25 protein-coding genes and 2 pseudogenes are annotated in these 22,626 nt (G+C 67.7%); 15 read left to right on the top strand and 12 right to left on the bottom strand.

Going from position 1 to position 22,626, the window contains the following annotated elements:
- Positions 1 to 196 (bottom strand): annotated as a pseudogene (locus ACEQZD_RS07860) (hypothetical protein); the annotation flags it as partial.
- 2 nt (positions 197 to 198) lie between these two features.
- Here ACEQZD_RS07860 and ACEQZD_RS07855 point away from each other — a divergent pair.
- A pseudogene (locus ACEQZD_RS07855) lies at positions 199 to 789 on the top strand (diaminopimelate decarboxylase); the annotation flags it as partial.
- A gap of 4 nt (positions 790 to 793) precedes the next feature.
- Here the strand turns inward: ACEQZD_RS07855 and ACEQZD_RS07850 are convergent.
- Positions 794 to 1,651 carry a 23S rRNA (adenine(2030)-N(6))-methyltransferase RlmJ gene (locus ACEQZD_RS07850; RefSeq protein ID WP_194855181.1) on the bottom strand — a complete coding sequence of 286 codons (858 nt, stop codon included), beginning with the start codon at positions 1,649 to 1,651 and terminating at the stop codon, positions 794 to 796.
- A 111-nt stretch (positions 1,652 to 1,762) separates the two neighbouring features.
- Between ACEQZD_RS07850 and dapF the strand changes: the two genes are divergently transcribed.
- Genes dapF through ACEQZD_RS07825 form a run of 5 tightly spaced genes read left to right on the top strand, consistent with a single transcriptional unit; the run spans position 1,763 to position 5,330 of the window.
- Positions 1,763 to 2,650 carry a diaminopimelate epimerase gene (gene dapF, locus ACEQZD_RS07845; protein ID WP_194855182.1) on the top strand — a complete coding sequence of 296 codons (888 nt, stop codon included), beginning with the start codon at positions 1,763 to 1,765 and terminating at the stop codon, positions 2,648 to 2,650.
- A complete protein-coding gene (locus ACEQZD_RS07840; protein ID WP_370184814.1) occupies positions 2,647 to 3,360 on the top strand; it encodes a DUF484 family protein in 714 nt (237 codons plus the stop codon). Before dapF ends, ACEQZD_RS07840 begins: the two co-directional genes overlap by 4 nt.
- Positions 3,353 to 4,255, top strand: coding sequence for a tyrosine recombinase XerC (xerC, locus tag ACEQZD_RS07835; RefSeq protein ID WP_370184812.1), 903 nt, complete (start codon positions 3,353 to 3,355; stop codon positions 4,253 to 4,255). Before ACEQZD_RS07840 ends, xerC begins: the two co-directional genes overlap by 8 nt.
- Before the next feature lie 25 nt (positions 4,256 to 4,280).
- Positions 4,281 to 4,988, top strand: a complete 708-nt coding sequence (locus ACEQZD_RS07830; RefSeq protein WP_335629660.1) for an HAD family hydrolase — start codon at positions 4,281 to 4,283, stop codon at positions 4,986 to 4,988.
- Between the two features lie 24 nt (positions 4,989 to 5,012).
- The gene (locus ACEQZD_RS07825) at positions 5,013 to 5,330 is read left to right on the top strand and encodes a YqcC family protein (protein ID WP_194855186.1); all 318 of its coding nucleotides are present in this window, start codon (positions 5,013 to 5,015) and stop codon (positions 5,328 to 5,330) included.
- Here the strand turns inward: ACEQZD_RS07825 and ACEQZD_RS07820 are convergent.
- Together ACEQZD_RS07820 and ACEQZD_RS07815 are read right to left on the bottom strand one after the other, a co-directional pair.
- Positions 5,327 to 6,310, bottom strand: a complete 984-nt coding sequence (locus tag ACEQZD_RS07820) for a hypothetical protein (protein WP_370184810.1) — start codon at positions 6,308 to 6,310, stop codon at positions 5,327 to 5,329. The two genes, ACEQZD_RS07825 and ACEQZD_RS07820, sit on opposite strands and share 4 nt — an antisense overlap.
- Before the next feature lie 82 nt (positions 6,311 to 6,392).
- Positions 6,393 to 6,593, bottom strand: coding sequence for a hemin uptake protein HemP (locus ACEQZD_RS07815; RefSeq protein ID WP_142949158.1), 201 nt, complete (start codon positions 6,591 to 6,593; stop codon positions 6,393 to 6,395).
- A 182-nt stretch (positions 6,594 to 6,775) separates the two neighbouring features.
- Between ACEQZD_RS07815 and ACEQZD_RS07810 the strand changes: the two genes are divergently transcribed.
- Positions 6,776 to 7,294: a DUF6231 family protein gene (locus ACEQZD_RS07810; RefSeq protein WP_142949159.1), complete on the top strand. Its 519-nt coding sequence runs from the start codon at positions 6,776 to 6,778 to the stop codon at positions 7,292 to 7,294.
- A 7-nt stretch (positions 7,295 to 7,301) separates the two neighbouring features.
- Positions 7,302 to 7,973: a hypothetical protein gene (locus ACEQZD_RS07805; RefSeq protein WP_370184807.1), complete on the top strand. Its 672-nt coding sequence runs from the start codon at positions 7,302 to 7,304 to the stop codon at positions 7,971 to 7,973.
- Here ACEQZD_RS07805 and ACEQZD_RS07800 read toward each other — a convergent pair.
- Positions 7,927 to 9,336, bottom strand: coding sequence for a DNA methyltransferase (locus ACEQZD_RS07800; RefSeq protein ID WP_142949161.1), 1,410 nt, complete (start codon positions 9,334 to 9,336; stop codon positions 7,927 to 7,929). The two genes, ACEQZD_RS07805 and ACEQZD_RS07800, sit on opposite strands and share 47 nt — an antisense overlap.
- 132 nt (positions 9,337 to 9,468) lie before the next feature.
- Between ACEQZD_RS07800 and ACEQZD_RS07795 the strand changes: the two genes are divergently transcribed.
- Positions 9,469 to 9,783 carry a helix-turn-helix domain-containing protein gene (locus ACEQZD_RS07795; protein ID WP_194855189.1) on the top strand — a complete coding sequence of 105 codons (315 nt, stop codon included), beginning with the start codon at positions 9,469 to 9,471 and terminating at the stop codon, positions 9,781 to 9,783.
- Between the two features lie 200 nt (positions 9,784 to 9,983).
- Positions 9,984 to 10,304: a helix-turn-helix domain-containing protein gene (locus ACEQZD_RS07790; protein ID WP_370184805.1), complete on the top strand. Its 321-nt coding sequence runs from the start codon at positions 9,984 to 9,986 to the stop codon at positions 10,302 to 10,304.
- A gap of 9 nt (positions 10,305 to 10,313) precedes the next feature.
- Here the strand turns inward: ACEQZD_RS07790 and ACEQZD_RS07785 are convergent, their stop codons facing one another.
- Genes ACEQZD_RS07785 through ACEQZD_RS07770 form a run of 4 tightly spaced genes read right to left on the bottom strand, consistent with a single transcriptional unit; the run spans position 10,314 to position 13,336 of the window.
- Positions 10,314 to 10,823 (bottom strand): dihydrofolate reductase, encoded by a 510-nt coding sequence (locus ACEQZD_RS07785; RefSeq protein WP_142949164.1) that lies wholly within the window; start codon positions 10,821 to 10,823, stop codon positions 10,314 to 10,316.
- Positions 10,824 to 10,852: 29 nt separating this feature from the next.
- A complete protein-coding gene (locus ACEQZD_RS07780; RefSeq protein ID WP_335629665.1) occupies positions 10,853 to 11,686 on the bottom strand; it encodes a thymidylate synthase in 834 nt (277 codons plus the stop codon).
- Positions 11,687 to 11,690: 4 nt separating this feature from the next.
- On the bottom strand, positions 11,691 to 12,491 hold the full coding sequence (gene lgt / locus ACEQZD_RS07775; RefSeq protein WP_142949166.1) for a prolipoprotein diacylglyceryl transferase: 801 nt from the start codon (positions 12,489 to 12,491) through the stop codon (positions 11,691 to 11,693).
- A gap of 38 nt (positions 12,492 to 12,529) precedes the next feature.
- The gene (locus ACEQZD_RS07770) at positions 12,530 to 13,336 is read right to left on the bottom strand and encodes a sulfite exporter TauE/SafE family protein (protein WP_335629666.1); all 807 of its coding nucleotides are present in this window, start codon (positions 13,334 to 13,336) and stop codon (positions 12,530 to 12,532) included.
- Between the two features lie 72 nt (positions 13,337 to 13,408).
- On the opposite strand from ACEQZD_RS07770, the gene ACEQZD_RS07765 reads away from it, so the two are divergent.
- The gene (locus ACEQZD_RS07765) at positions 13,409 to 14,161 is read left to right on the top strand and encodes an NRDE family protein (RefSeq protein ID WP_370184802.1); all 753 of its coding nucleotides are present in this window, start codon (positions 13,409 to 13,411) and stop codon (positions 14,159 to 14,161) included.
- A gap of 178 nt (positions 14,162 to 14,339) precedes the next feature.
- Here the strand turns inward: ACEQZD_RS07765 and ptsP are convergent, their stop codons facing one another.
- Together ptsP and ACEQZD_RS07755 are read right to left on the bottom strand one after the other, a co-directional pair.
- Positions 14,340 to 16,610, bottom strand: coding sequence for a phosphoenolpyruvate--protein phosphotransferase (ptsP, locus tag ACEQZD_RS07760; RefSeq protein ID WP_370184800.1), 2,271 nt, complete (start codon positions 16,608 to 16,610; stop codon positions 14,340 to 14,342).
- A gap of 19 nt (positions 16,611 to 16,629) precedes the next feature.
- Positions 16,630 to 17,130, bottom strand: a complete 501-nt coding sequence (locus ACEQZD_RS07755; protein WP_067612855.1) for an RNA pyrophosphohydrolase — start codon at positions 17,128 to 17,130, stop codon at positions 16,630 to 16,632.
- 172 nt (positions 17,131 to 17,302) lie between these two features.
- Between ACEQZD_RS07755 and ACEQZD_RS07750 the strand changes: the two genes are divergently transcribed.
- Positions 17,303 to 17,968, top strand: a complete 666-nt coding sequence (locus tag ACEQZD_RS07750) for an HAD family hydrolase (protein ID WP_335629478.1) — start codon at positions 17,303 to 17,305, stop codon at positions 17,966 to 17,968.
- A complete protein-coding gene (locus tag ACEQZD_RS07745) occupies positions 17,965 to 18,933 on the top strand; it encodes an imelysin family protein (RefSeq protein ID WP_335629479.1) in 969 nt (322 codons plus the stop codon). The genes ACEQZD_RS07750 and ACEQZD_RS07745 overlap by 4 nt, the downstream gene beginning before the upstream one ends.
- A gap of 105 nt (positions 18,934 to 19,038) precedes the next feature.
- Here ACEQZD_RS07745 and ACEQZD_RS07740 read toward each other — a convergent pair whose 3' ends face one another.
- Positions 19,039 to 19,641: an outer membrane beta-barrel protein gene (locus tag ACEQZD_RS07740; protein WP_194855196.1), complete on the bottom strand. Its 603-nt coding sequence runs from the start codon at positions 19,639 to 19,641 to the stop codon at positions 19,039 to 19,041.
- A 236-nt stretch (positions 19,642 to 19,877) separates the two neighbouring features.
- On the opposite strand from ACEQZD_RS07740, the gene ACEQZD_RS07735 reads away from it, so the two are divergent.
- Positions 19,878 to 22,388 (top strand): heavy metal translocating P-type ATPase, encoded by a 2,511-nt coding sequence (locus tag ACEQZD_RS07735; protein ID WP_370184797.1) that lies wholly within the window; start codon positions 19,878 to 19,880, stop codon positions 22,386 to 22,388.
- The coding region (locus ACEQZD_RS07730; RefSeq protein WP_370184795.1) for a cupredoxin domain-containing protein at positions 22,385 to 22,626 on the top strand (242 nt) is incomplete at its 3' end. The genes ACEQZD_RS07735 and ACEQZD_RS07730, both read left to right, overlap by 4 nt.

The raw sequence follows: 22,626 nt of genomic DNA, 5'->3' as shown, positions 1-22,626 counted from the left end.
TACACGACGCTCTTCCGATCTGCACGGCTTGCGAGACATATTTCATCCGCGCACGTCCGCTTCCGGGCCAGAACTCAAGTCTTCGGGCCTTGTAGCCACCGGTATCTTCCCCCACCACCTTGATGCCCTCCCGCGTCAGGAACTCACGGACGAAATTCGCATTGCGAGATCCCGCGTCGGACAAGCCATCGATCATGCATGAAACTGCTCGGCGACCTGCAGGCTCTGGGCATCGAGATCCACCACCTGGATCTGGGCGGTGGCCTGGGCGTTACCTACCAGGACGAGACGCCGCCGGCCCGTTCCGACTACGTGCAAGCGCTGCTCAAGCACATCCCCGGCGACCTGCCGGTGCACATCGAGCCGGGCCGCTCGATCGCCGCCAACGCCGGTCTGTTCATCACCCAGGTGCTGTTTCTCAAGCCCACCGAGCACCGCAACTTCGCGGTGGTGGACGGCGCCATGAACGATCTGATCCGGCCCAGCCTGTATTCCGCTTGGCAGGAGATCGTGCCGGTGACCCCCCACGACGCCGACTGCCGCGACTGGGACATCGTCGGCCCGGTGTGTGAAACCGGCGACTTCCTGGGCAAGGACCGGGCACTGGCGCTGGAGGCCGGCGACTACCTGGCGGTGCGCTCCGCCGGCGCCTACGGCTTCGTGATGGCGAGCAACTACAACAGCCGCAACCGGCCCGCGGAAGTGATGGTGGACGGCGACCAGGCGTTCCTGGTGCGCGCCCGCGAAACCGTGGACGAGCAGCTGCGGCTGGAAACCCTGCTGCCCTGAGCCGTTAGCGGGCGGCGTGCTCCAGCAGCACGCCGGCATCGCTCTCCAGCCGGTAACCCCCGCCACCCTGGCTCAGCTTGCCGTGCAGGAACGGCAACGCTTCCTCCATTTGCCCGGCCAGGGTCCAGGGCGGATTGAGCACCACCAGCCCGGAGCCGGTCATGCCCCGGGCGGCGCCGTCATTGAGCACATTCAACTCCACCCGCAGGTGCTTGTCCGCCAGCCCCATCAGGCCGCGCGCCAGATAATCCGCCCGGCGCCGTTGCAGCATCGGGTACCAGACCACGAAGCAGCCGGTGTTGAACCGTTTCACCGCCTCGCGCACGCCGGCCACGGTGGCGCGGTCGTCGCCGCTCAACTCGTAGGACGGGTCCACCAGCACCAGGCCGCGCTTGTGCGCCGCCGGCAGCAGCGCCTTGACCCCCGCCCAGGCGTCCTGCTTGTAGACCCGCACCCGGCGGTCGCCGCGAAAATGGGCCTCCAGCAGGGCCGCGTCGGTGCTGTGCAGCTCGGTGACCTGCAACCGGTCCTGGTCGCGCAGCAGCGCCGCGCTGATCGCCGGCGAGCCCGGGTAATGGCTGAGCCCGCCGGGCCGGCTGAAGCGGCCGACCAGATTCAGATAGCGGTTGATCGCCGGCAGGCCGGTGCTGGCGCCGTACAGACGCGCGATGCCCTCCTGGTATTCGCCGGTCTTCTGCATGTGCTCGGACGCCACCTCATAGACCCCGGCACCACCGTGGGTGTCGTGCACCACGAACGGCTTGTCCTTGAGCAGCAGATGGTCGAGCACCGACACCTGCACCAGGTGCTTGAGCACATCGGCGAAGTTTCCGGCGTGGTAGCTGTGACGATAGGAAAGCATGAGGCATCCGAAAGATTGGGGGCTGCATTGTAGCGTCTCCTTCACCGCTGTTCCTAACCGGCCCGCGGCCTTACAATAACGCTTTCCCGTAACCCGACTCCGGACGCCGCCATGCGACTGCGCTTTACCAAAATGCACGGCCTGGGCAACGACTTTCTGGTACTCAACGGCTGCGACCAGCCGCTGCCCGAGGACGGCCCGCCGTTATCGGTGGCGGAGCTGCGCCGCCTGGGTGACCGGCACTTCGGGGTCGGCTTCGACCAGATGCTGGTGGTGCAACCGCCGCGCCACGAGGGCGTGGATTTCCGCTACCGGATCTTCAATGCCGACGGCTCGGAAGTGAGCCAGTGCGGCAACGGCGCGCGCTGCTTCGCCCGCTTCGTGCGCGACGAAGGGCTCACCGACAAGCACCGCATCCGGGTGGAAACCGCCGCCGGCGAGATGACCCTGAACGTCACCGACGACGGCCTGGTCACCGTGGACATGGGCGCGCCGCTCTGGGCGCCGGAGGCGATCCCGTTCCTCGCCAAACAGGAAGCGGACACCTACGTGCTGGTGTCGGGCAACAACGCCTACGAGATCTCGGCGGTGGGCCTGGGCAACCCGCATCTGGTGATGCTCACCGAGAACGTGGACAACGCCCCGGTGGCCACCCTGGGCCCGGAGCTGGAACACCACGAGCAGTTCCCCGAGCGGGTCAACGTGGGCTTCATGCAGATCGTCAGCCGCCGCGAGATCCGCCTGCGGGTGTTCGAGCGCGGCGCCGGCGAGACCCTGGCCTGCGGCTCCGGCGCCTGCGCCGCGGTGGTGTGCGGCCAGCGCCGGGGGCTGCTCGACGACACCGTCACCGTGCATCTGGCCGGCGGCGACCTGCAGGTCCACTACAACGGCAGCGGCGGCATCCGGATGACAGGCCCCGCCAGCCGTGTCTATGATGGCGAAATCGACGTAGCGGGCCCGCCCTCGGACCAGGGCCCCACCACGGAGCCTTCGGCATGACCGACGACACCAAGCTGAGCGCCGACAAGGTGGCCGCCTTTCTGCGCCAGAACCCGGAATTCTTCCAGCAGCGCTCCGACCTGCTGGAACTGATGCGCCTGCCGGACCCGCGCGGCCCGGCGGTTTCGCTGCTGGAGCGCCAGGCGGCGATCCTGCGCGAGCGCAACCAGGAGCTGCGTGAGCGGCTCAACGGCCTGATCGACGTGGCCCGGGAAAACGACCAACTGTTCGAGCACACCCGCCGCCTGACCCTGGCGCTGCTGGAAGCGCGCAGCACCGACAAGCTGCTGCGCCAGCTGCTGCGCAGCCTGGAAGAGGAATTCCGCTGCGATACCGTGGCGCTGCTGCTGCACGACCGGGAAGCCAAGCTGCTCGGCGAAGTGCGCAAGCAGGTGCGCTTCGTCGACCCGGACGACCTGCCGCAGCCGCTGGCGCCGCTGCTGCGTACCGGCAAGGCGGTGTGCGGCGTGCTGCGCGGCGAAGAGCTGCAGGCGCTGTTCCAGGACCAGGCCGAGCAGGTGCGCTCCGCCGCCGTGGTGCCGCTGGAGCACAATGGCCGGCTCGGCATTCTCGCCATCGGCAGCCGCGACGCCATGCATTTCCGCAGCTCCATGGGCACCCTGTTCATCACCCATATCGGTCAGGTGCTCAGCCGCCGGCTGGTGGATGTCAGCCGGCCGGCCTCGCCGCGCCAGGCGCAACGTGCCTGAGCGCGGCGACGACACCCTCACCGCCTTCGTGCGCCACCTGGCCAGCGAACGGCGGCTGTCCCCGCATACCGTCAAACACTACCGGCGCGACCTGGAACGGGCGGCGCCCCATCTGCCGCCCTGGACCCAAGTCACGGTGCACGACGTGCGCGCCCTGGTGGCGCGGCTGCACCGCCAGGGTCTGGGCGGGCGCAGCCTGCAGCGTCTGCTTTCCACCCTGCGCACCTTCTACACCTGGATGAACCGCGAAGGCCTGGCCCGGGACAACCCGGCGCTGGACGTGCGCGCGCCGAAAAGCGGCCGGCGCCTGCCCAAGGCCCTGGACGCGGACCAGACCCGCCAGCTGCTCGACGCGGAAGGCGGCGAAGGCCCGCTGGGCCTGCGCGACCAGGCGATGCTGGAATTGCTGTACGCCTGCGGGCTGCGACTGGCGGAGCTGATCAGCCTCAACCTGGACAGCATCGACCTGGCCGGCGCCCAGCTGGTGGTCACCGGCAAGGGCAACAAGACCCGCTGGCTGCCGGTGGGCACCCCGGCGCTGAACGCGGTGCGCGCCTGGCTGAAGGCCCGCCCCCTATTCACCGCCGACGCCGACGAGCCGGCCCTGTTCCTGAGCCGGCGCGGTCGGCGCATCAGCCCCTCCAGCGTGCAGCAGCGGCTGCGCCGGGCGGCGCTGACCCGGGGCCTGGACGACAACCTGCATCCGCACAAGCTGCGCCACTCTTTCGCCACCCATGTGCTGGAGTCCTCCGGCGACCTGCGCGCGGTGCAGGAGCTGCTCGGCCACGCCAACCTGAGCACCACCCAGGTCTATACCCATCTGGATTTCCAGCACCTGGCCAGGATCTACGACGGCGCCCACCCCCGTGCCCAGCGGCGCGAGGAAGACGACTGACCCGCAACCCCTTATTATTGAGCCCATGACCGGACTGAAACTGATCACCTTCGACTTGGACAACACCCTGTGGCCGGTGGACGAGGTGATACGGCAGGCGGAAAAGACTTGCAGCGACTGGATCGCCGAGCACCACCCCTCGGCCGCCGCCGCGCTCACCGCGGAGCGGGTGCGCACGGTGCGCGACGAGCTGGTGCGCGCGCACCCGGATTACCTCAACAACCTGACCCGCCTGCGCCGCGACGCCATGGCCCGGGCCTTCATCGACGCCGGTTTCAAGGAAAAGGAAGCGCGCCACATCGCCGCCGACGCCTTTCAGGTGTTCCACGACGCCCGCAACCGGGTGACGTTCTTTCCCGGCGCGCTGGAAGTGCTGGAAACCCTGGCGGACAGCTACACCCTGGGGGCGCTCAGCAACGGCAACGCCGACCTCAAGCGGATCGGCATCCGCGAGCTGTTCGGCTTCCACCACTCCGCCGAGAGCATCGGCCGGCGCAAGCCGGACCCGGACATGTTCCAGGCCGCCCTGCTGAGCGCCGGCGTGCGGCCCGAGCAGGCACTGCACGTGGGCGACCACCCGGTGGAAGATGTGGACGCGGCGCGCCAGCACGGCTTCCACGCGGTGTGGGCCAACCTGATCGACCTGCGCTGGCCCGGCGACCTGGACAAACCCGAGCACCATATTCACCATCTGCGCGAACTGACCGACCTGCTGCCCCTGTTCGATGACTGACGCCAACAACTGAAGCCGAGACCCATGACCGATACCCGCGGCCAACTGAAGACCCTGCTCGACGACATGCAGAGCGAACTGCAAACCCTGGGCCTGTGGGAAGGCCACCCCCCGGAACCGGAAGCGTTCGAAAGCAGCACGCCGTTCTTCGCCGACCGCATGGATTTCAGCCAGTGGCTGCAGTGGGTGTTCATCGCCCGCTTCCGCGCCCTGCTCGCCGAGCAGCATCCGCTACCGGCGCAGTGCGACGTGGCCCCCATGGCCGAGGAAGCCCTCAAGGAGTTCCCCCAGGACACCGATAACCTGGTGGCCCTGCTGGCCGAGTTCGACGACCACTTCTAAGCCATCCGCTCACCAGGGGCGCCTTCGCGGATCAGGCTGTCGGCGAGCAGCGCCAGCCAGGCGTCTTCGTCGTCGCCGGCGGACAGGGTCCACAGCCAGCGGCCCTGGGCGTCGAGCCCTTCCAGGGCGGTGACCACGCGGCCGGGCCCGGGCCGGCGCAGCCGCCAGACACTGGCCACCCGGCCCATATCCAGCGACACCAGCACACCGTTGTGGGCCAGATGGCAGTGGCCCTTCTGCCAGCGCGGCGGCGACCAGGGCGCGCTCAGACACAGGCGCACGCCGTTGTTGCCGGTGCATACGGTATACGCATGCTGGCGCTGACCGGCCAGCGCCAGCAGCGCCGGCACTGTTTCCATGCGCACCGGGCAGGCGAACTTATCGCGCACCGCCTGGTAAAGCACTTGGCGTCGGTCGCCGAGGCCGGCCATCAGGTCGCGGAAGCCGTCGTCATCCAGTTGCGACCACTGCCGCTCCAGCTCGGCCACCGCCGGCGAGGCGGCCCGACGGTCGCGGCGCGGCGGCGGCGCGCCCAGCTGGCGCTGGTCCGGATGCAGCATCGCGCAGACCAGTTCCTCGAACGCCAGCCCGCCGGTTTCCGGCGCCACCGCCATCTGCTGCACCGGTGCTCCGTAGCGGTCGAAGAACAGCAGGCTGCGCGCCGGCAGGTCGGCCACCGGCGCCAGCACCGCCATCACCGAATGCCACAGGGGCAGGTTCAACTGCTGGCTGAGCCGGCACTGCTCGCCGCGGGATTCCAGGCAGGCCTCCTCGTCCAGCAGGGTGGGATAGCGCATCGACTGGGACACCCGCGCCCCGTCGGCGAAGGTGGTGACCACCAGCGCGCCGAGCCGGTAGAGCCCCTTGAGGATGGCCAGCGGCTCGTCCTGCAGACGCAGCACCCGGTCGCCAAGGGCGGCGCGGCAATGATGAAAAGTGGTGGAAACGTCGTTGGCGGACGCCAGAGTGGTGACCGTCACAGCGGACCTCCTGGGGTAACAGGGTGTGGGCAGCTGGCGTCGGCTGGCGTTCCACAGTCAGGGAGAACGGGGGAGCCTTCTGCTATTTGGTGAGGATCAACCGGTTGTTGGCGGTGCGGCGCAGCAAATAGCGTTCGCCGCCGTGCTCGATCCACAGCTTGCCGTCACGGTTGAGCAGCGCCACGCTGGTCGCCACGCTGTCGTCACTGATGGCGATGCTGCGGCCTTGCTTGGCCACGGTGGGGGCGCTCGCTTGGCGGGGTGCAACGGTTCCTTGAGTCATGACGCTTCTCCTTGAGTTTCGTGGCTCGAAAGAATATGAGAATGATTATCATTAAGTAATCCGATACCGTCAAGCACCCTGGCACGGTGAGCAAACAATTTTTAACAGCGGGCGACTCAAAGGCCCCGCTTTGGCGACCGGCGGCTATGGAGCTTGTCGCTCCAAGCGCCTAGACTGACCCTATGAATACAGCTATCGCCTCAAAAGCCATCGAAACGCCCCAGGAAAAGCTGGCGGCGATCCTCGACAGCCATCAGCCGCGCAGTCTGCTGACCGTCAGTCTCAACCCCGTGCCCGTGGCCCAACACTGGTGCGACGATCACGATTGCGAGTTGATCAGCATTCAGGAGCTGGACCCGTTCAAACAGCTGGAAGCCGTGCGCCGGGTGGATATGGCGGTGGTCGCCGACCAGCTTGAATACATGAACCAGAAGGACGGCGAAGCCCTGCTCGGCCTGCTGCGCAATCTGCACACCGATTCCATGGTGGCGGTGTACCAGCCGCGCCTGGCGCCGGAAAAACTGCGCTGGCCGCACAACGGTTTCCTGGCTCTGGGCTGCCGCGAGGAAGGTCACTTCGCCCAGGACGGCCGCGAGCTGGATATCTACAGCTACGATCTGGACGACTATAATTTCCGCCGCCAATGGAATAACCCGCGCTTCTGGGCCAACCCGGAGCACTGGGGAAAATACTGGTGGTAAGCCGCTCTTGATCCTTCAGCGCCTCAAAGAATCACTCTATTTCTGGCGCCGCCATCTGGCGGCGCTGTTCGTTATCAGCGCGCCCTTCGCACTGATCGGCGAGGCGTTTCAATGGCTGGTGGGGCCGGTGATCGTCAACGACGCCGGCGGCCAGGTGGTGGGCTTCAACGCGGCCAGCATGCTGTTTCTGATGATGCTGCGGCCGCTCGCCGAGGGTGCGCTGATCTTTCAGTTGTCGATCATTCAGCGCGGTGACGGCCAGGGCCCCTGGCACAGTATTTTTGCCGCCTTTCTGCGCTTTCCCTATCTGCTGGGCACCTACTTCCTGATGGCCCTGGCGGTATCGGTGGGCTGGATGCTGCTGTTCTTCCCGGCGTTCTGGATCTACGCCCGGCTGTGCTTCGCGCCATTCCGGGTGATGCTGCGCGGTGACACACCCCTCAACGCCCTGCGCACCGCCTTTACCCGCAGCGGGCCCTGCCAATGGCACCTGCTGGCGGCGATCCTGCTGGCCGGCACCCTGGTGTTCGCCGTGGCCGGCTTCACCAACAGCCTGTTGGTGGGTGTGCTCGGCGACCATCCCGGTGTCCTGCTGGTGGCCAGCCTGGTGGTGAGCCTGGCCGCCACCCTGGTCAACGTGGTGGCGTTCCGCTTCTGGACCCTGCACGACCAGGACTGACCAGCCGCCAGGCCCGAAACCCTTCCTCACTGCCCAACGCCTCGGCCGCCCGGCGCAGCCGCTCGCGGGTGATGTCGGCGATGGTCGGCCAGCGCGGCTCGCCGGTGGCGTCGCCGCGCTGCACCAGCAGGAAGCGGCGGCCGCCGCCGTCGGCGAGATTCTCGGCGAGCACCGCATGGCCGGTGCTGCCGCTGCCGGCGAAAAAATCCAGCACCAGATCACCGGGACCGGTGGCCAGCCGCAACAGAAAGCGCAGCAAGGCGGTGGGTTTCGGGTAGGTGAACGGCACCCGGGCGCCGAACAACGCCTGCAGTTCCCGGGTGCCGCTGCGCGCGGTGCCGAAGGCGGCGCCGTCCAGCCAGGTGGTGGCCACCTCGCCGTAGGGCTGCTTTTCCTTCAGGAACACCTTGAGCTGCGGCCGGGCGCGCCCGCTCCGACCGAACAGAATGCGGCCGTCGGCCTGCAGCTCGGCGAAGCGCTCCGGCCCGGTCCGCCAGCACCGTCCGGGCGGCGGCTGGAACACCTCGCCGGTGAGCGGATTGGTGATCGGATAGGTGAGCGCCGGACGCACGTTGGGGGCGTCGAACGGATCCGCCTTCCAGGGCCCGCGCGGGTCGTTATCCGGATTGTGGTAGCGCCCCGCCCGCACCGCCACCGGGTAGGCGGCGAAGCCCGGCAGGGAACGCCACAGTGCCTCGTTGGCGGCGGTGAGCCGGCGCTGGGCCTGACGCCGCCGCCGTGCGTAGGCGACCACGTATTCGTGCTGCACGCAGAGGTCGGTGTCGTTCTGGCGCGAGGTGCGCGACTGCCAGGCGAACATGGCGACGAAATTGGCGGCGCCGAAGATTTCGTCGAGCACCAGCCGCAGGGTGTGCACCTCGTGGTCGTCGATGCTGACGAACAGCACCCCGTCGTCGCGCAGCAGCTCCCGGGCCAGCACCAGGCGCGGATAGATCATGTTCAGCCAGGGCCCGTGCCGGCGCCCTTCGTCGTCGGCGGCGCCGGGGCCGTCACCGCGACGGGCGCGGAAATTATCCTCGTACAGGAAGTCGCCGCCGGTGTTGTAGGGCGGGTCGATGTAGATCATCTTCACCCGCTTCAGATAGCGTTTTCGCAAACGCTTGAGCACCGGCAGGTTGTCGCCCTCGATCACGCCGTGGGGCATCCGGGCGGCCTCCAGGCTCGCTTCCGGGCAGGGTTTGAGTACCGCCGCCGCCGGGCTTCGCAGCGCCGCCAGCATCGCCGCTTTGCCCGGCCAGCTGAGCTGGTAGGCCTCCACGGCCCCCGCATCCCAGCGGCCGGTCTCTTCGGGGTCCCGCAATGCCAGCGTTTCCATGGCATCCCGCCGTTGTTGCTCGTCCATTCCCTATTCATGCCCTTGCAGAACCCCTCTACGCAAAGTATAAACATAGGGATTAGCGCATAAGCAATGGATATATATTGCTTATGCGCAAACCGCAAAGTATAAAAACCCGCAAGCGCAGAGGGAATTGCAATGATGGATGTAGGCAGCATTCTTAGAGAGCAGCGCCGGAACCGGAACGAAACGCTGCAAGTGGTGGCGGCCCGTGCCCACACCGACGCCGGCAACCTGTCGCGTATCGAACGCAACAAGCAGCAACTGACCGTGGTGCAGCTGGTGCGGCTTTGCGACGCCCTGGGGCTGCCGCTGGACGAATTCGCCCGGCGGCTGGATGCGGTGCGGATCAAACCGCGCCGGGTTCGCGACCCCGGCGGTCAGTACGAAACCGCCCGGCGGCGCCTGGCCCTGGGCCTGCCGGTGCTGACCGGCGGTCGCCGGCAAGCCTGACGCCGGCGGGCCGCCGGCCCGGCGTTTCGACAACGCCACAACGGCATTACGACTTGCGCCGATTCAACCTCAACGCCCCGCTATTTGCTAATACGCAATACCGGTAATTTGCGCTATTGCAATTAACACATTGAGGAGGCAAGAGCGCATTCCGAATACTGGGCGGCATGGATATCGGCGGCATTCTCAAAGCAAGGCGCGTGCGCAGGGACGAAACCCTCGAGGACGTGGCGTTTCGGGCGGGCACCGACGCGGGCAATCTGTCGCGCATCGAACGCAACCGGCAGGATGTGTCGGTGCAGCGTCTCGGGCGTCTTTGCGATGCCCTGGAGATGTCGCTCACCGAACTGTTCGAGGAACTGGAAGGCAAGGCCAAGACGCCGCATCTGCGCGATCCGGCCAGCGCCTTCGACAAGGACACCCGCCAACTGATCGAGCTGTCCGACAAACTCAACACTAACGGGCGCCGTCTGCTGGTGGACCTGGCCGCCCGCCTCGCCGAGACCAAAGGGCTCTACTGAACCCGCCCCCTAAGCCCGGTCGTAAACGATAAACGAGTAATCGTAGGGGTTGGGGCCTTCCGCCGCGTAATCCTCCCGCGCCACCTCGCGCCATTCAGCGGCGTCGAAATCCGGGAAGCGGGTGTCGCCCTCCACGTCCGCGTGCACCTGGGTGAGATAGAGACGGTCCGCGCGCGGCAGCGCCAGCCGGTAGATCTGGGCGCCGCCGATCACCACCACTTCGTCGTGCCCTTCCACCACCACCAGATGCCCGGCCAGTTCCAGGGCCTGGTCCAGATCCGCCACCACCTTGGCGCCCGGCGCCGAATAGTCCGGCTGGCGGGTAATCACGATGTTGGTGCGCCCGGGCAGCGGCCCCTTGAGGGACTCCCAGGTATTGCGCCCCATGATGATCGGCTTGCCGAACGTGACCTTCTTGAAGTATTTCAGGTCGTTGGGCAGGTACCAGGGCAAGGCGTTGTTGCGCCCGATCACATTGTTGGCGGCCTTGGCGGCCATCATCGCCAGACGAAACGTCATGGTGGTTCCTTATTGCACGGCGGCGGAGGTTACACCGCGATCGGCGCCTTGATGCCGGGATGCGGGTCGTAGCCCTCGAGGGTGAAGTCCTCGAACCGGAACGCATAGAGATCACGGACCGCCGGATTCAGGGTCATGGTCGGCAGAGGGCGCGGCGCGCGGGCCAGCTGTTTGTCCGCCTGTTCCACATGGTTGCTGTAGAGGTGGGCGTCGCCCAGGGTGTGCACGAACTCGCCCGGTTGCAGATGGCAGACCTGGGCGATCATCAGGGTCAGCAGCGCGTAGGAGGCGATATTGAACGGCACCCCCAGGAAGATATCGCCGCTGCGCTGGTAGAGCTGGCAGCTCAGCTTGCCGTCGGCCACGTAGAACTGGAACAGGCAGTGGCACGGCGGCAGCGCCTGGCGGCCGTTGGCCGCGTTCTGCTGCGGCGACAGGCGCGGGTCCGGCAGCACCGCCGGGTTCCAGGCGCTCACCACCAGCCGGCGGGAATCCGGGTTGCGGCGGATCTCCGCCACCACTTCGTCGATCTGGTCGATCACGCCGCCGTCCACGGTGGGCCAGCAGCGCCACTGCTCGCCGTAGACCGGGCCCAGATCACCGTCCGGGGTGGCCCATTCGTCCCAGATGCTGACGCCGTTTTCCTTCAGATAGCGGATGTTGGTGTCGCCGGCCAGAAACCAGAGCAGCTCATGGATGATCGATTTCAGGTGCACCTTCTTGGTGGTCACCAGGGGAAAGCCCTCGGCCAGGTCGAACCGCATCTGGTGGCCGAACAACGAATAGGTGCCGGTGCCGGTGCGGTCGCCCTTATAGGTGCCTTCGTGCCGGGCCCGGTGCAGCAGTTCCAGATATTGTTTCATGGCGTCAGCCTCTCTTCAGCGGACGGTCGTCGTGCTTGTAGGCCCAGGCGATCATGGCGGCGCCGATCACGATCATCGGAATGCTCAGCAGCATGCCCATGGTCAGCCAGCCGCCGGCCAGATAACCCAGGTGCGCGTCGGGCTCGCGGAAGAACTCCACGAAGGTCCGTGACAGGCCATAGCCGACCCCGAACAGGCCGGTCACCGCCCCGGCCGGGCGTGGCCGCGCCGAGTACAGCCACAGCACCAGGAACAGCACGATGCCTTCCAGGAAGAATTCATAGAGTTGCGAGGGATGGCGCGCCACGCCCATGGGATCGGACGGAAACACCATGGCCCAGGGCGCGTCCGAGGGCCGGCCCCACAGTTCGCCGTTGATGAAATTGCCGAAGCGGCCGGCGCCCAGGCCGATGGGCACCACCGGCACGGCGAAATCCGCCACCGAGAAGTAGCGTTTGCCGAATTTACGGGCCAGCAGCCAGAAGGCGAACAGCACGCCCAGGGCGCCGCCGTGGAAGCTCATGCCGCCGGTCCAGATGGCGAACAGCCAGAGCGGGTCGTCCAGGAACTTGCCGAAGTTATAGAACAGCACATAGCCGACCCGGCCACCCAGGATCACGCCCAGCGCCACATAGAACACCAGGTCGCTGACCTGATCGCGGGTCCAGCCGCTGTCCGGCCGCCCGGCGCGCCAGATCAGCAGGCACCAGCCGCCGACGAAGCCGATCAGGTACATCAGGCCGTACCAGTGAACCTGCAAGGGACCCAGCGCTATCGCCACCGGGTCGATCTGGGGAAACTCCATGCCAATACTCCGTCAGCGCGGCCCCGGAACGGGCCGCGTCAGTTCAGTATCAATTCCACGCCGATCACGATCAGCACGGCGGCGAAAATGCGCCTCAGGGTCGCCGAAGGCAAGCGGTGGCTGAGCCGCGCGCCCACCCGCGCCATGGGAAAACTGGTGACCACGATGGCCAGGGCCGCGGGCAGGTACACATAACCCAGACTCCAGGGCGGCAATTCGGTTCGCCCCCAGCCGGTGGCCACGAAGCCGGCGCTGCCGGCCAGCGCGATGGGCAGGCCGCAGGCAGCGGAGATCGCCACCGCGTTCTGCATCGGCAGCCGGCACCAGGACAGAAAGGGTACCGTGAGTGAGCCGCCGCCGATACCGAACAGGCTGGAGATGCCGCCGATCACCGAGCCCACCCCGGCCAGGCCGACGCCGCCGGGCACCCGCTCGGGCAGGCCGTCCCCGGCGCTCACCGCGCGCCGCCGGCTGAGCAGCATCTGCGCCGCGATCAGCACCGCGAACACGCCGAACAGGCGGGTCAGCGCGGCGCCGGACAGCCGGTCGGCGACCACCGCGCCGAGCAAGGCGCCCACCACGATGCCCCCCGCCAGCCGCCAGGCCAGCGGCCAGCGCACGAAACCGGCCACATGGTGGGCGCGCACCGAACTGCCGGCGGTGACGATGATGGTGGCCAACGAGGTACCCACCGCCATCTGCGCCACCACCGCGCCATCGAACCCCATCGCGTGGAACAGATAGATCAGCGGCGGCACGATCACCACGCCCCCGCCCAGGCCCAGGGCACCACCCAGCAAACCGGCGAACACGCCGATCAGGGCGCAGATCAACACAAGCGTCATTCATGTCCCCTGCTGGAAATGGCGGTTATGCTAGCAGCCCCGTTTTGTTATGTCCCAGGGAACCGGTTACCCATGTGCATTGTGCTATTCGACTGGCGGCCCGGCGCGGCCACGCCGCTCTCCGTGGCCGCCAACCGCGACGAGTTCCACGCCCGCCCCACCGAGGCGGCGCGCTGGCGTGGCGGCGTCTTCTGCGGCCTGGATATCCGCGCCGGCGGCACCTGGCTGGGCATCCACCGCGACGGCCGCTTCGCGGTGATCACCAATTTCCGCGAGCCGATCGCCGAACCGGGCGGCGGCGAACGCTCCCGGGGGCTGCTGCCCCAGGCCTTTCTGGAAAGCCGCGACAGCCCGGAAGCCTTTTGCGCCGCCCTGGCCGATGAACAGCACCACTATGCCGGGTTTAATTTACTGGTCGGTGACCGCCGCACGCTCTGGTATCTGAGCAACCGGGGCGCCGCGCCCCGGCCGGTGGACCCCGGCCTGCACGGCCTCTCCAACGGCCTGCTCGACGAGCCCTGGCCCAAGGTGGCGCGCGGCAAGGCCAACCTGGACCGCGCCCTGGGCCGGGAAGCCGGCCTGGAAGGATTGCTGGACGTGGTCAACGACCGCCATCAGCCGGCGGACTCGGAACTGCCCGACACCGGCGTCAGCCGGGAACTGGAACGCCTGGTGGCGCCGGTGTTCATCCAATCCGAACAATACGGCACCCGCGCCAGCTCGGCGGTGCAGCTGCACGACGACGGCCACATCGAAATGGCCGAGCAGAGCTGGCAGCCGAACGGCCAGCCCGACGGCCCGGTCCGCTACAGCCAGGCACGCTAACGCCGCCATTGTCGGGGCAGGTCTTGTGGGAGCGGGCCTTGCCCGCGAAAGGGTGGCTTATAGCCACCCGGCGGGATACCAGAGACGCTGTTTGTGCTGCCGTTAGAAAGGCCTCTGGGATCCTGCCGGGAGCTTCGCTCCCTTTCGCGGGCGGGGCCCGCTCCCACAAGGTCCGGGCTCAGCCGCTTTTGCGGTGGCGGATCAGTTCGCCGAGGCCGGCCTTGGTGAGCTGCAGGTCCACGTAGGAGGCGATCACCTCGCCGTTGTCCATGGCCAACACCTCATTGAGCAGGCGGCGCAGGAAGCCCATGTTGACCTGGCGCACGGCGGCTTTGACGCGCAGCAGGTTGGAGGCGTTCATCGACAGGGCGTCGTAGCCCATCGCCATGATCAGCAACGCCGAGGCCGGGTCGCCGGCCATCTCGCCGCACACCGACACCGGCTTGCCTTCCTCGTGGGCCTGCTCCACCACGTGCAGCAGCGCGTGCAGCACCGCCGGGTGGAAGGAGTTGTACAGGTCGGAGACCTGTCGGTTGTTACGGTCCACCGCCAGCAGATACTGGGTCAGGTCGTTGGTGCCCACGGACAGAAAGTCGACCCGCTGGGCCAGCGCCCGGGCCTGGTACACCGAAGCGGGCACCTCGATCATCACGCCCACCGGCGGCATCGCCACGTCCACGCCCTCTTCGCGGACTTCCAGCCAGGCCCGGTGGATCAGGTGCTGCGCTTCCTCGGCTTCGAACACGCTGGTGATCATCGGCAGCATGATGCGCAGGTTGTCGAAGCCCTCCGAAGCCTTGAGCATGGCGCGCACCTGGACGATGAAAATCTCCGGGTGATCCAGGGTCACGCGGATACCGCGCCAGCCCAGGAAGGGGTTTTCCTCTTCGATGGGGAAATAGCTGAGCGCCTTGTCGCCGCCGATGTCCAGGGTGCGCATGGTCACCGAATGGGGCGCGAACGGAGACAGCTGCTCGCGGTAAATCAGCCGCTGCTCCTCTTCCGACGGGAAGCGGTCGCGCACCATGAACGGAATTTCCGTGCGGTACAGCCCCACCCCTTCGGCGCCGCGTTCGATGGAGCGGTTGATGTCGGTCATCAGGCCGGTGTTCACCTGCAGACAGATGCGTTGGCCGTCCTCGGTCTGCGCCGGCAGGTCGCGCAGTTTTTCCAGGCCCGCCAGCAGATGTTTCTCTTCGGCGATGATGTCCTGGAACTGTTCCTTCAGTTCGGCGGTGGCGTTGGCGATCACCCGGCCGCGGAAGCCGTCGATGATCAGCTCCTTGCCGTCGAGCTTCTTCAGCGGCAGGTTCTGGCAGCCCACCACCGTGGGGATGCCCATGGCGCGGGCAACAATGGCCATGTGCGAGTTGCGCGAGCCGCGCGTGGTGACAATGCCGGCGAGACGCTCCTGGGGCATCTCCATCAACATCGGCGCGGAGATGTCCTCGCCCATCAGGATGCAGGCGTCCGGGAATTCGATCTGCCGCCGGTTGCGGCTCTGCAGCTGCCCCAGCACCCGGCGGCCCAGGTCGCGCACGTCGGCGGCCCGTTCCCGCAGATAGGGGTCGTCCATCATTTCGAAGGTGTGCACATGGGCGTCCACCACCATGCGCAGGGCGCCCTGGGCCCAGTGCCCCTCGCGGATCTTCGCGACCACCTCGGCGGGCAGGGCGTGGCGGTCGAGCATGCGCAGGTAGACGTCGAACAGCGCCTGTTCCTCGGCGCCCAGGCTCTTCTTGGCGCGCTCGGCAAGATCACGGATTTCCTGGCGCACCCGCACCAGGGCCTCGTCGAGCAGGGCGATCTCCGCGTTGACGTCCTCCACTTCCCGGTCCGGCACCGAGGACAGGTCGGTTTCCGGAAACAGCAGCACCGCCTGGCCGATGGCCGCGCCGGAGGCGCCGGACTGGCCGTCATAGATGGTGGGCAGTTTCTCGTGGGCGTCGAGCTGTTCGAACAGCGCGCCGGAGGCGTGGGCGTGGGCGATCACCGCCGACAGCTGCGCCGAGATGGTGACCAGGAAGGCCTCCTCGCTCTGGTCGAAACGGCGCGCATCGCGCTGCTGCACCACCAGGATGCCGAGCACGTCACCGTGGTGCATCACCGGCACGCCGAGGAAGGCGTGGAAGGGGTCCTCGCCGGTTTCCGCCAGGTAATGGAATTTCGGGTGCGAGAAGGCGTCTTCCAGGTTGATGGGCTCCTCGCGCAGGCCCACCTGCCCCACCAGACCCTCGGAAAGCCCCAGGCTGACCCGGCCGATCGCCTCGCGCTTGAGGCCCTCGGAGGCCATCAGCACGTAACGCTCTTCGCTGTTGTTGCGAAGGTAGATGGAACACACCTCGGTGCCCATGGCATCGCGCACGCGCTTGGCCATCAAATCCAGAGCGGACGGGATGTCAGGCGCGTTGTTCACTTCCTGCACGATGCGGCGCAGGGTATCGAGCATGCGGATTCCTCTTAGGCTTCTAGTGCTTCTGCAAGGCACGCAAGGCCGGTGCCAGCTCACGCAGGGCCCGGGCGTACACCCCGCGCTTAAAGTGCACCACTTTGCGAATCGGGTACCAGTAGTTCACCCAGCGCCAGTCCTGGAACTCCGGCACCGGTGAGCGGGCCAGGTCGATGGCCGCTTCGCCCGCCTCCAGACGCAGCAGATACCACTTCTGCCGCTGGCCGATGCAGGTGGGGCGGTTACGCGGCGGACGCAGAAAGCGGCGCGGCAGGCGGTAGGTCAGCCAGCCTTCGGTGGTGGCGAGAATGCGCACATGCTCGCGCAACAGGCCGGTTTCCTCTTCCAGCTCCCGGAACAGAGTCTCTTCCGGGCTTTCACCGGGCATCATGCCGCCCTGGGGAAACTGCCAGGCATCGCGGTTGCCCACCCGGCGACCCCAGAACACCCGGCCGTCCGGGCCGGCGATCACAATGCCGACGTTCAGCCGGTATCCTTTGTCGTCAATAATGCCTGTCATTGTCTTCAATCCCGTGGAAACGACGAGAGCCCGCCGTCCCCCAATTACTGCCATTAAACCTTGCCGGGCCCGGGGCAATCAATCGGCGCCCTGAATCAGGCGGATCGCCGGCACCGGTTCACGGTGCGCCCATCGCCTCTGCTAAGCTAGCGACCCTGACAGGGGAGGGCCCATGACACTGGCTATTTTCGACTTGGACAACACTTTGATCGCCGGAGATTCCGACCATCTCTGGGGGGAATTCCTGATCGACCAGGGTATCGTTGATGCTGATGGCTTCAAAGCCGCCAATGACGGTTTCTTCCAGGACTATCAGGACGGCCGGCTGGACATCTTCGCGTACCAGGAATTCGTGCTCGGCGTGCTCAAGGGCCGGCCGCTGGAAGAACTCGACCGCCTGCGCCAGCGCTACATGGACACGGTGATCGACAGCATCTGGCTGCCCGCCGCCGAGCAGCTGATCGCCGACCACCGCGAGCGCGGCCACACCCTGATGATCATCACCGCCACCAATGATTTCATCACCGCGCCCATCGCCGCCCGCCTGGGCGTGCCGTGGCTGATCGCCACCCAGGCGGCCACCGACGCCGACGGCCTCTACACCGGCCGCGTCCAAGGCATCCCCAGTTATCAGTACGGCAAGGTGGAGCGGCTCTCCGAATGGCTCGTCGAACACCAGGAAACGCTCGAGGGCAGCTACTTCTACAGCGATTCCCACAACGATCTGCCCCTGCTGCGCAAGGTGGATCACCCGGTGGCCGTGGACCCGGACCCGACCCTGGAACGCCACGCCCGGGAACTGGGCTGGCCGATCCTGTCGCTGAGGGCGCCGTCGTGATCCGCCGTTTCCGCCTCGCCGCCGTCCTGATCGCCACCACCGCGGTCGCCCTGTCCGGCTGCGACCGGCCGCCCGAAGAGGACACCGCCGCGCGCCCGCCGGCGCCGGCGCAAAACGCCGACCGGCCCCTCGAACTGACCACCGACAGCGGCGCCCCCCTGGAAAGCCGGCGCGGCGAGTGGCGCGACGCGCTGCGTGCCCTGCTGGCGGCACCGGACGCGGACACGCTGGCCACCGCCGACCGCCGCTGGCGCGACCTGTACGACGCCTTCAACCGCCACTACCTGAGCCTGGCCGCGCAGGCCTGCGCCGGCGACCGCCAGGCGCCGCTGCAGCGCCTGGACGCCTGGCCGCTCTACCCGGCCTATGTGGACGCCCTGCCCGCCTGGCCGGACTCCGGCATCGTCAACGACCCGGCCCTGGAGCTCAGCGCCGCCAGCCTGCGCCGCCAGCAAGGCGCCACCGCCGACGGCGAAGTGGCCCTGGGGTTCCAGCCGATCCGCCTGCTGATCGCCGGCGCCGAAGGCGCGCCCCGCCAGGCCAAGGACCTGCGCGCGGAAGGGGATGAGCCGGCGGCGGCCCTGCGCGAACGGCGCCGCACCTACCTGAAACTGGCCGCCGACCAGCTGCAGGCGGACCTCAACGCCCTCCACCGGGACGACGGCCTCAGCCTGACATCGCTGCGCTGCGCCCTGGAAACCCTGGACGACCGCCTCGCCGCGCTCCAGACCCACCGCCAGGCCACCGCGCCCGAGGAAGGCCTGTACATTCCCTCGGTCAGCGTGGAAATCCTCGAATCCACCCAGCCGGCCGCCGCCCTGGCGCAGCTGAGTGCCGACGCCAACGGCGACGCCCGCGCCGCCCTGGAAAGCGGCTACCCCGGCTTCGAGGCCGCCCTCGACCAGGCGGTGGAAGCGGAGAGCTGGGCGCCGATCGGGGAGTGGCTGCACGCCCACGGGGACTAGGTTGGGCTGTGGCCCACCCCACAAACAAAAAAAGCGCGGCCGTAGCCGCGCTGGTCCGCCTTCCTTGGCGGGAGTCTTCGTCCTGAAGCAGGATCGGGTCCGGGCTTAGAAGTTGTAGCGCCCGAACACACCGATGTTGTCGGAATCGTCGGTGAAGGCCACCCGGGCGCCCACGTCCCAGGCGCGGTTCAGATTGACCAGGCCCTGGCCGTAGACACCGAAGTTACCGTCATAGATATCTTCGTAGAGCACGCCGCCGGACAGCTCCAGCACCTCGGTGGTCTGATGACGCAGGCCGCCGCTCACCGCGTAGCCCCACTCTTCGTCATTGAAGTCGTTGTCGTCACGGATCACGTCGGCGGTACCGACCAGATCCAGGCCGCGCTGCAGCGGGGTGTGGAAGCCGGCGCCCACGTACAGGCGGTTGCCGTCCACGTCGTCGCTGCCCGGGCTGTCGTAGTCGCCGTCATAGAAGCTGGCGCCGCCGCGCAGGAACAGATGCTCGTCCAGGGCGAAGGAGCCTTCACCGCTGAGCACGTCCACATCCGGGCCGTTGTCGTAATCCCAGTTGTCATAACCGAACTGACCGTAGGTGTACGAGAAGCCGTTGTCGCGAACCGGCGTGGTCTGCTGGCTCTGGGCCTGGGCGTTGATGCTGGCCAGGGAAGCCGCGGCGATCGCGGATGCCATCAGGGTCTTCTTCAACATTTCCATGTCCTCGCTTTCAAATGGTCGATCAGGATGAGCGCCATCATCCACCTGCCCGCGACCCTCTACCAGTACCGGCCTCGCGCTTTATGACCCTTTTATAAAAGTTTTCATTTTCACGCTTTTTTGTCGTTTTTCAGGCGCGCCGCAACGCCTTGCTTGACCTTGGGGTTGCCCCAAGGTTTAACACTGGTCACTGATCGTTGTTCCCGTTGATCAATACGGAAGCCACCACCATGCGCACGCATCACTTGCCGATTCAGGGCGCCACCTGCCAGGGCTGCGCCAATAAAATCCGGACCGCCCTCGGGGCGGTGCCCGGCGCCGACGAGGTCCAGGTGGATCTCGATGAACAGACGGTCACCGTGCGCGGCGACGCCCGGCCCGAGGCACTGACCCGCGCCCTGGCGGAGAGCGGTTACGGCGTGGAAACGGCGCCCGAGCCGGAGCCGGAGCCCGAATCCGAAGGCAGCGACAGTGCCCGGTCCGGCGGCGACATCCAGCTGGCGATCACCGGCGCCACCTGCGCCTCCTGCGTTCGCAGCATCGAAACCGCCCTGGGCGGCGTGGCCGGCGTCCGCGAGGCGAGCATGAACCTGGCCGACCACAGCGCCCGGGTAAGCGGCCGGGCGGCGCCGGGCGATCTGATCCGCGCGGTGGAGAGCGCCGGCTACGGCGCCAGCGTGATCGAGGACCCGCGCCGCGCCGACCAGGAACGGGAGGAGCGCGAGCAGGCCCACTACCGGCAGCTGCTGCGCCACACCGGTTACGGCCTGGGCGTGGGCGCGCCGCTGATGCTGTGGGGCCTGCTCGGCGGCAGCATGACGGTGCAGCCGGGCACCTGGAGCCAGGCCGCCTGGCTGGCGGTGGGCGTGATCACCCTGGCGGTGCTGGCGGTGCCCGGACGGCCGTTCTTCGTCGGCGCCTGGAAAGCCCTGCGCCACCACAACGCCAACATGGACACGCTGATCGCGCTGGGCACCGGCACCGCCTGGCTGTACTCCATGGTGGTGGTGCTGGCGCCGGGGCTGGTGCCGGAAGCGGCCCGCCATGTCTATTTCGAAGCCAGCGCCATGATCATCGGCCTGATCAGCCTGGGCCTGGCCCTGGAAGTGCGCGCCCGGGGCAAGACCAGCGCCGCCGTCAAACGCCTGCTCGACCTGCGCGCCAAAACCGCCCGCGTGCTGCGTGACGGCGGCGAACAGGACATTCCGGTGGAACAGGTGGTGGCCGGCGACCGCGTGCGGGTGCGCCCGGGCGAGAAAATCGCCGTGGACGGCGAAGTGGAAGAAGGCAGCAGCCGGCTGGACGAGTCCATGCTCACCGGCGAGCCGATGCCGGTGGCCAAGGGCCCCGGCGACAGCGTCGCCGCCGGCACCCTGAACGAGGGCGGCACGCTGATCTATCGGGCCACCCGGGTAGGCGCGGACACCGCCCTGGCGCGGATCATCGAACTGGTGAAAAAAGCCCAGGGCACCAAGCCGCCGATCGGGCGCCTGGCGGACCAGGTGTCCGCGGTGTTCGTGCCCACCATCATGCTGATCGCGGTGGCCGCCGCCCTGGTCTGGTTCAATCTGGGCCCGCAGCCGCCGTTCTCGCACATGATGGTGGCGGCCACCACGGTGCTGATCATCGCCTGCCCCTGCGCCCTGGGCCTGGCCACGCCCATGTCGGTGATGGTGGGCGTGGGCAAGGCCGCCGAGTACGGCATCCTGATTCGCCAGGGCGAGGCCCTGCAGACCGCCGCCGACCTGGACACCGTGGTGCTGGACAAGACCGGCACCATCACCGAGGGCCGCCCGGCGCTGACCCGGGTGCTGGCCGCCGACGGCGACACCGAGGAGGAAGTGCTGACGCTGGCCGCCAGCCTGGAAGCCGGCTCGGAACACCCGCTGGCCCAGGCGATTATGACCGCCGCCGAGGAACGCGGCCTGTCGCCGCGGTCGGTCAGCGACTTCCAGGCGCTTAACGGCAAGGGCGTCAGCGCCCGGCTCGACGGCGCCACCCTGCGGCTGGGCAACCGCCGCTGGCTGGAGCAGGAAGGGGTCACCCTGGCGCTGCAGGACCAGGCCGCCGCGCTCAGCCAGGACGCCGCCACGCCGCTGTTCCTGGCCCGCGACGACCGGGTTATCGGCGTGCTGGGCGTCGCCGACCGCATCAAGGACGACGCCGCCGACGCCATTCGCCGGCTGCGTGAGCGCGGCCTGCGGGTGATCATGATCACCGGCGACATCCAGGCCAGCGCCGACGCCATCGCCCGCCAGGCCGGCGTCGACGAGGTGCTCGCCGAAGTGCTGCCGGAGGACAAGGCCCGCGAAGTGAAGCGGCTGCAACAGGACGGCGCCAAGGTGGCAATGGTCGGCGACGGCATCAACGACGCCCCGGCGCTGGCCCAGGCCGACGTGGGCTTCGCCATCGGCACCGGCACCGACGTGGCCATCGAGTCCGCCGCCGTCACGCTGATGAGCGGCTCGCTGCACGGCGTCGCCGACGCCATGGCGATCTCCCGGGCGACGCTGGGCAACATCAAGCAGAACCTGTTCGGCGCCTTCGTCTACAACAGCCTGGGCGTGCCGGTGGCCGCCGGTCTGCTCTACCCGTTCACCGGCTGGCTGCTCAGCCCGGTGATCGCCGGCGCCGCCATGTCGCTGAGCTCGGTGACCGTGGTCAGCAACGCCAACCGGCTGCGCTTCTTCAAACCCAACAAAGCGGACCGCCACACGGTCGAGGGGAGGCACGACTCATGAGCTGGCTGATCAATCTCTCCGGCCTGGCGCTGATGGCGCTGATCGTCTGGTGGTTCTGGCTGGCCGGCGCCGGCAAGGCACGGCGCGCCACTCACGGCGCGGTGGATATTATCGTCGACGACGGGGTCTATGAGCCGGCGGTGATCGAGAGCAACGCCGGCGAACCGCTGTCGCTGCGCTTCGAACGCCGCGACGCCAGCCCCTGCGCCGAACAGGTGGTGTTCCACGGCCTCGACGT

Origin of the sequence: Alloalcanivorax sp., assembly GCF_964221125.1 — a bacterium.
Taxonomy (GTDB): Bacteria; Pseudomonadota; Gammaproteobacteria; order Pseudomonadales; family Alcanivoracaceae; genus Alloalcanivorax; species Alloalcanivorax venustensis.
Note: the sequence above shows the minus strand (reverse complement) of the source record. Positions and strands in the feature narration are given on the sequence as shown.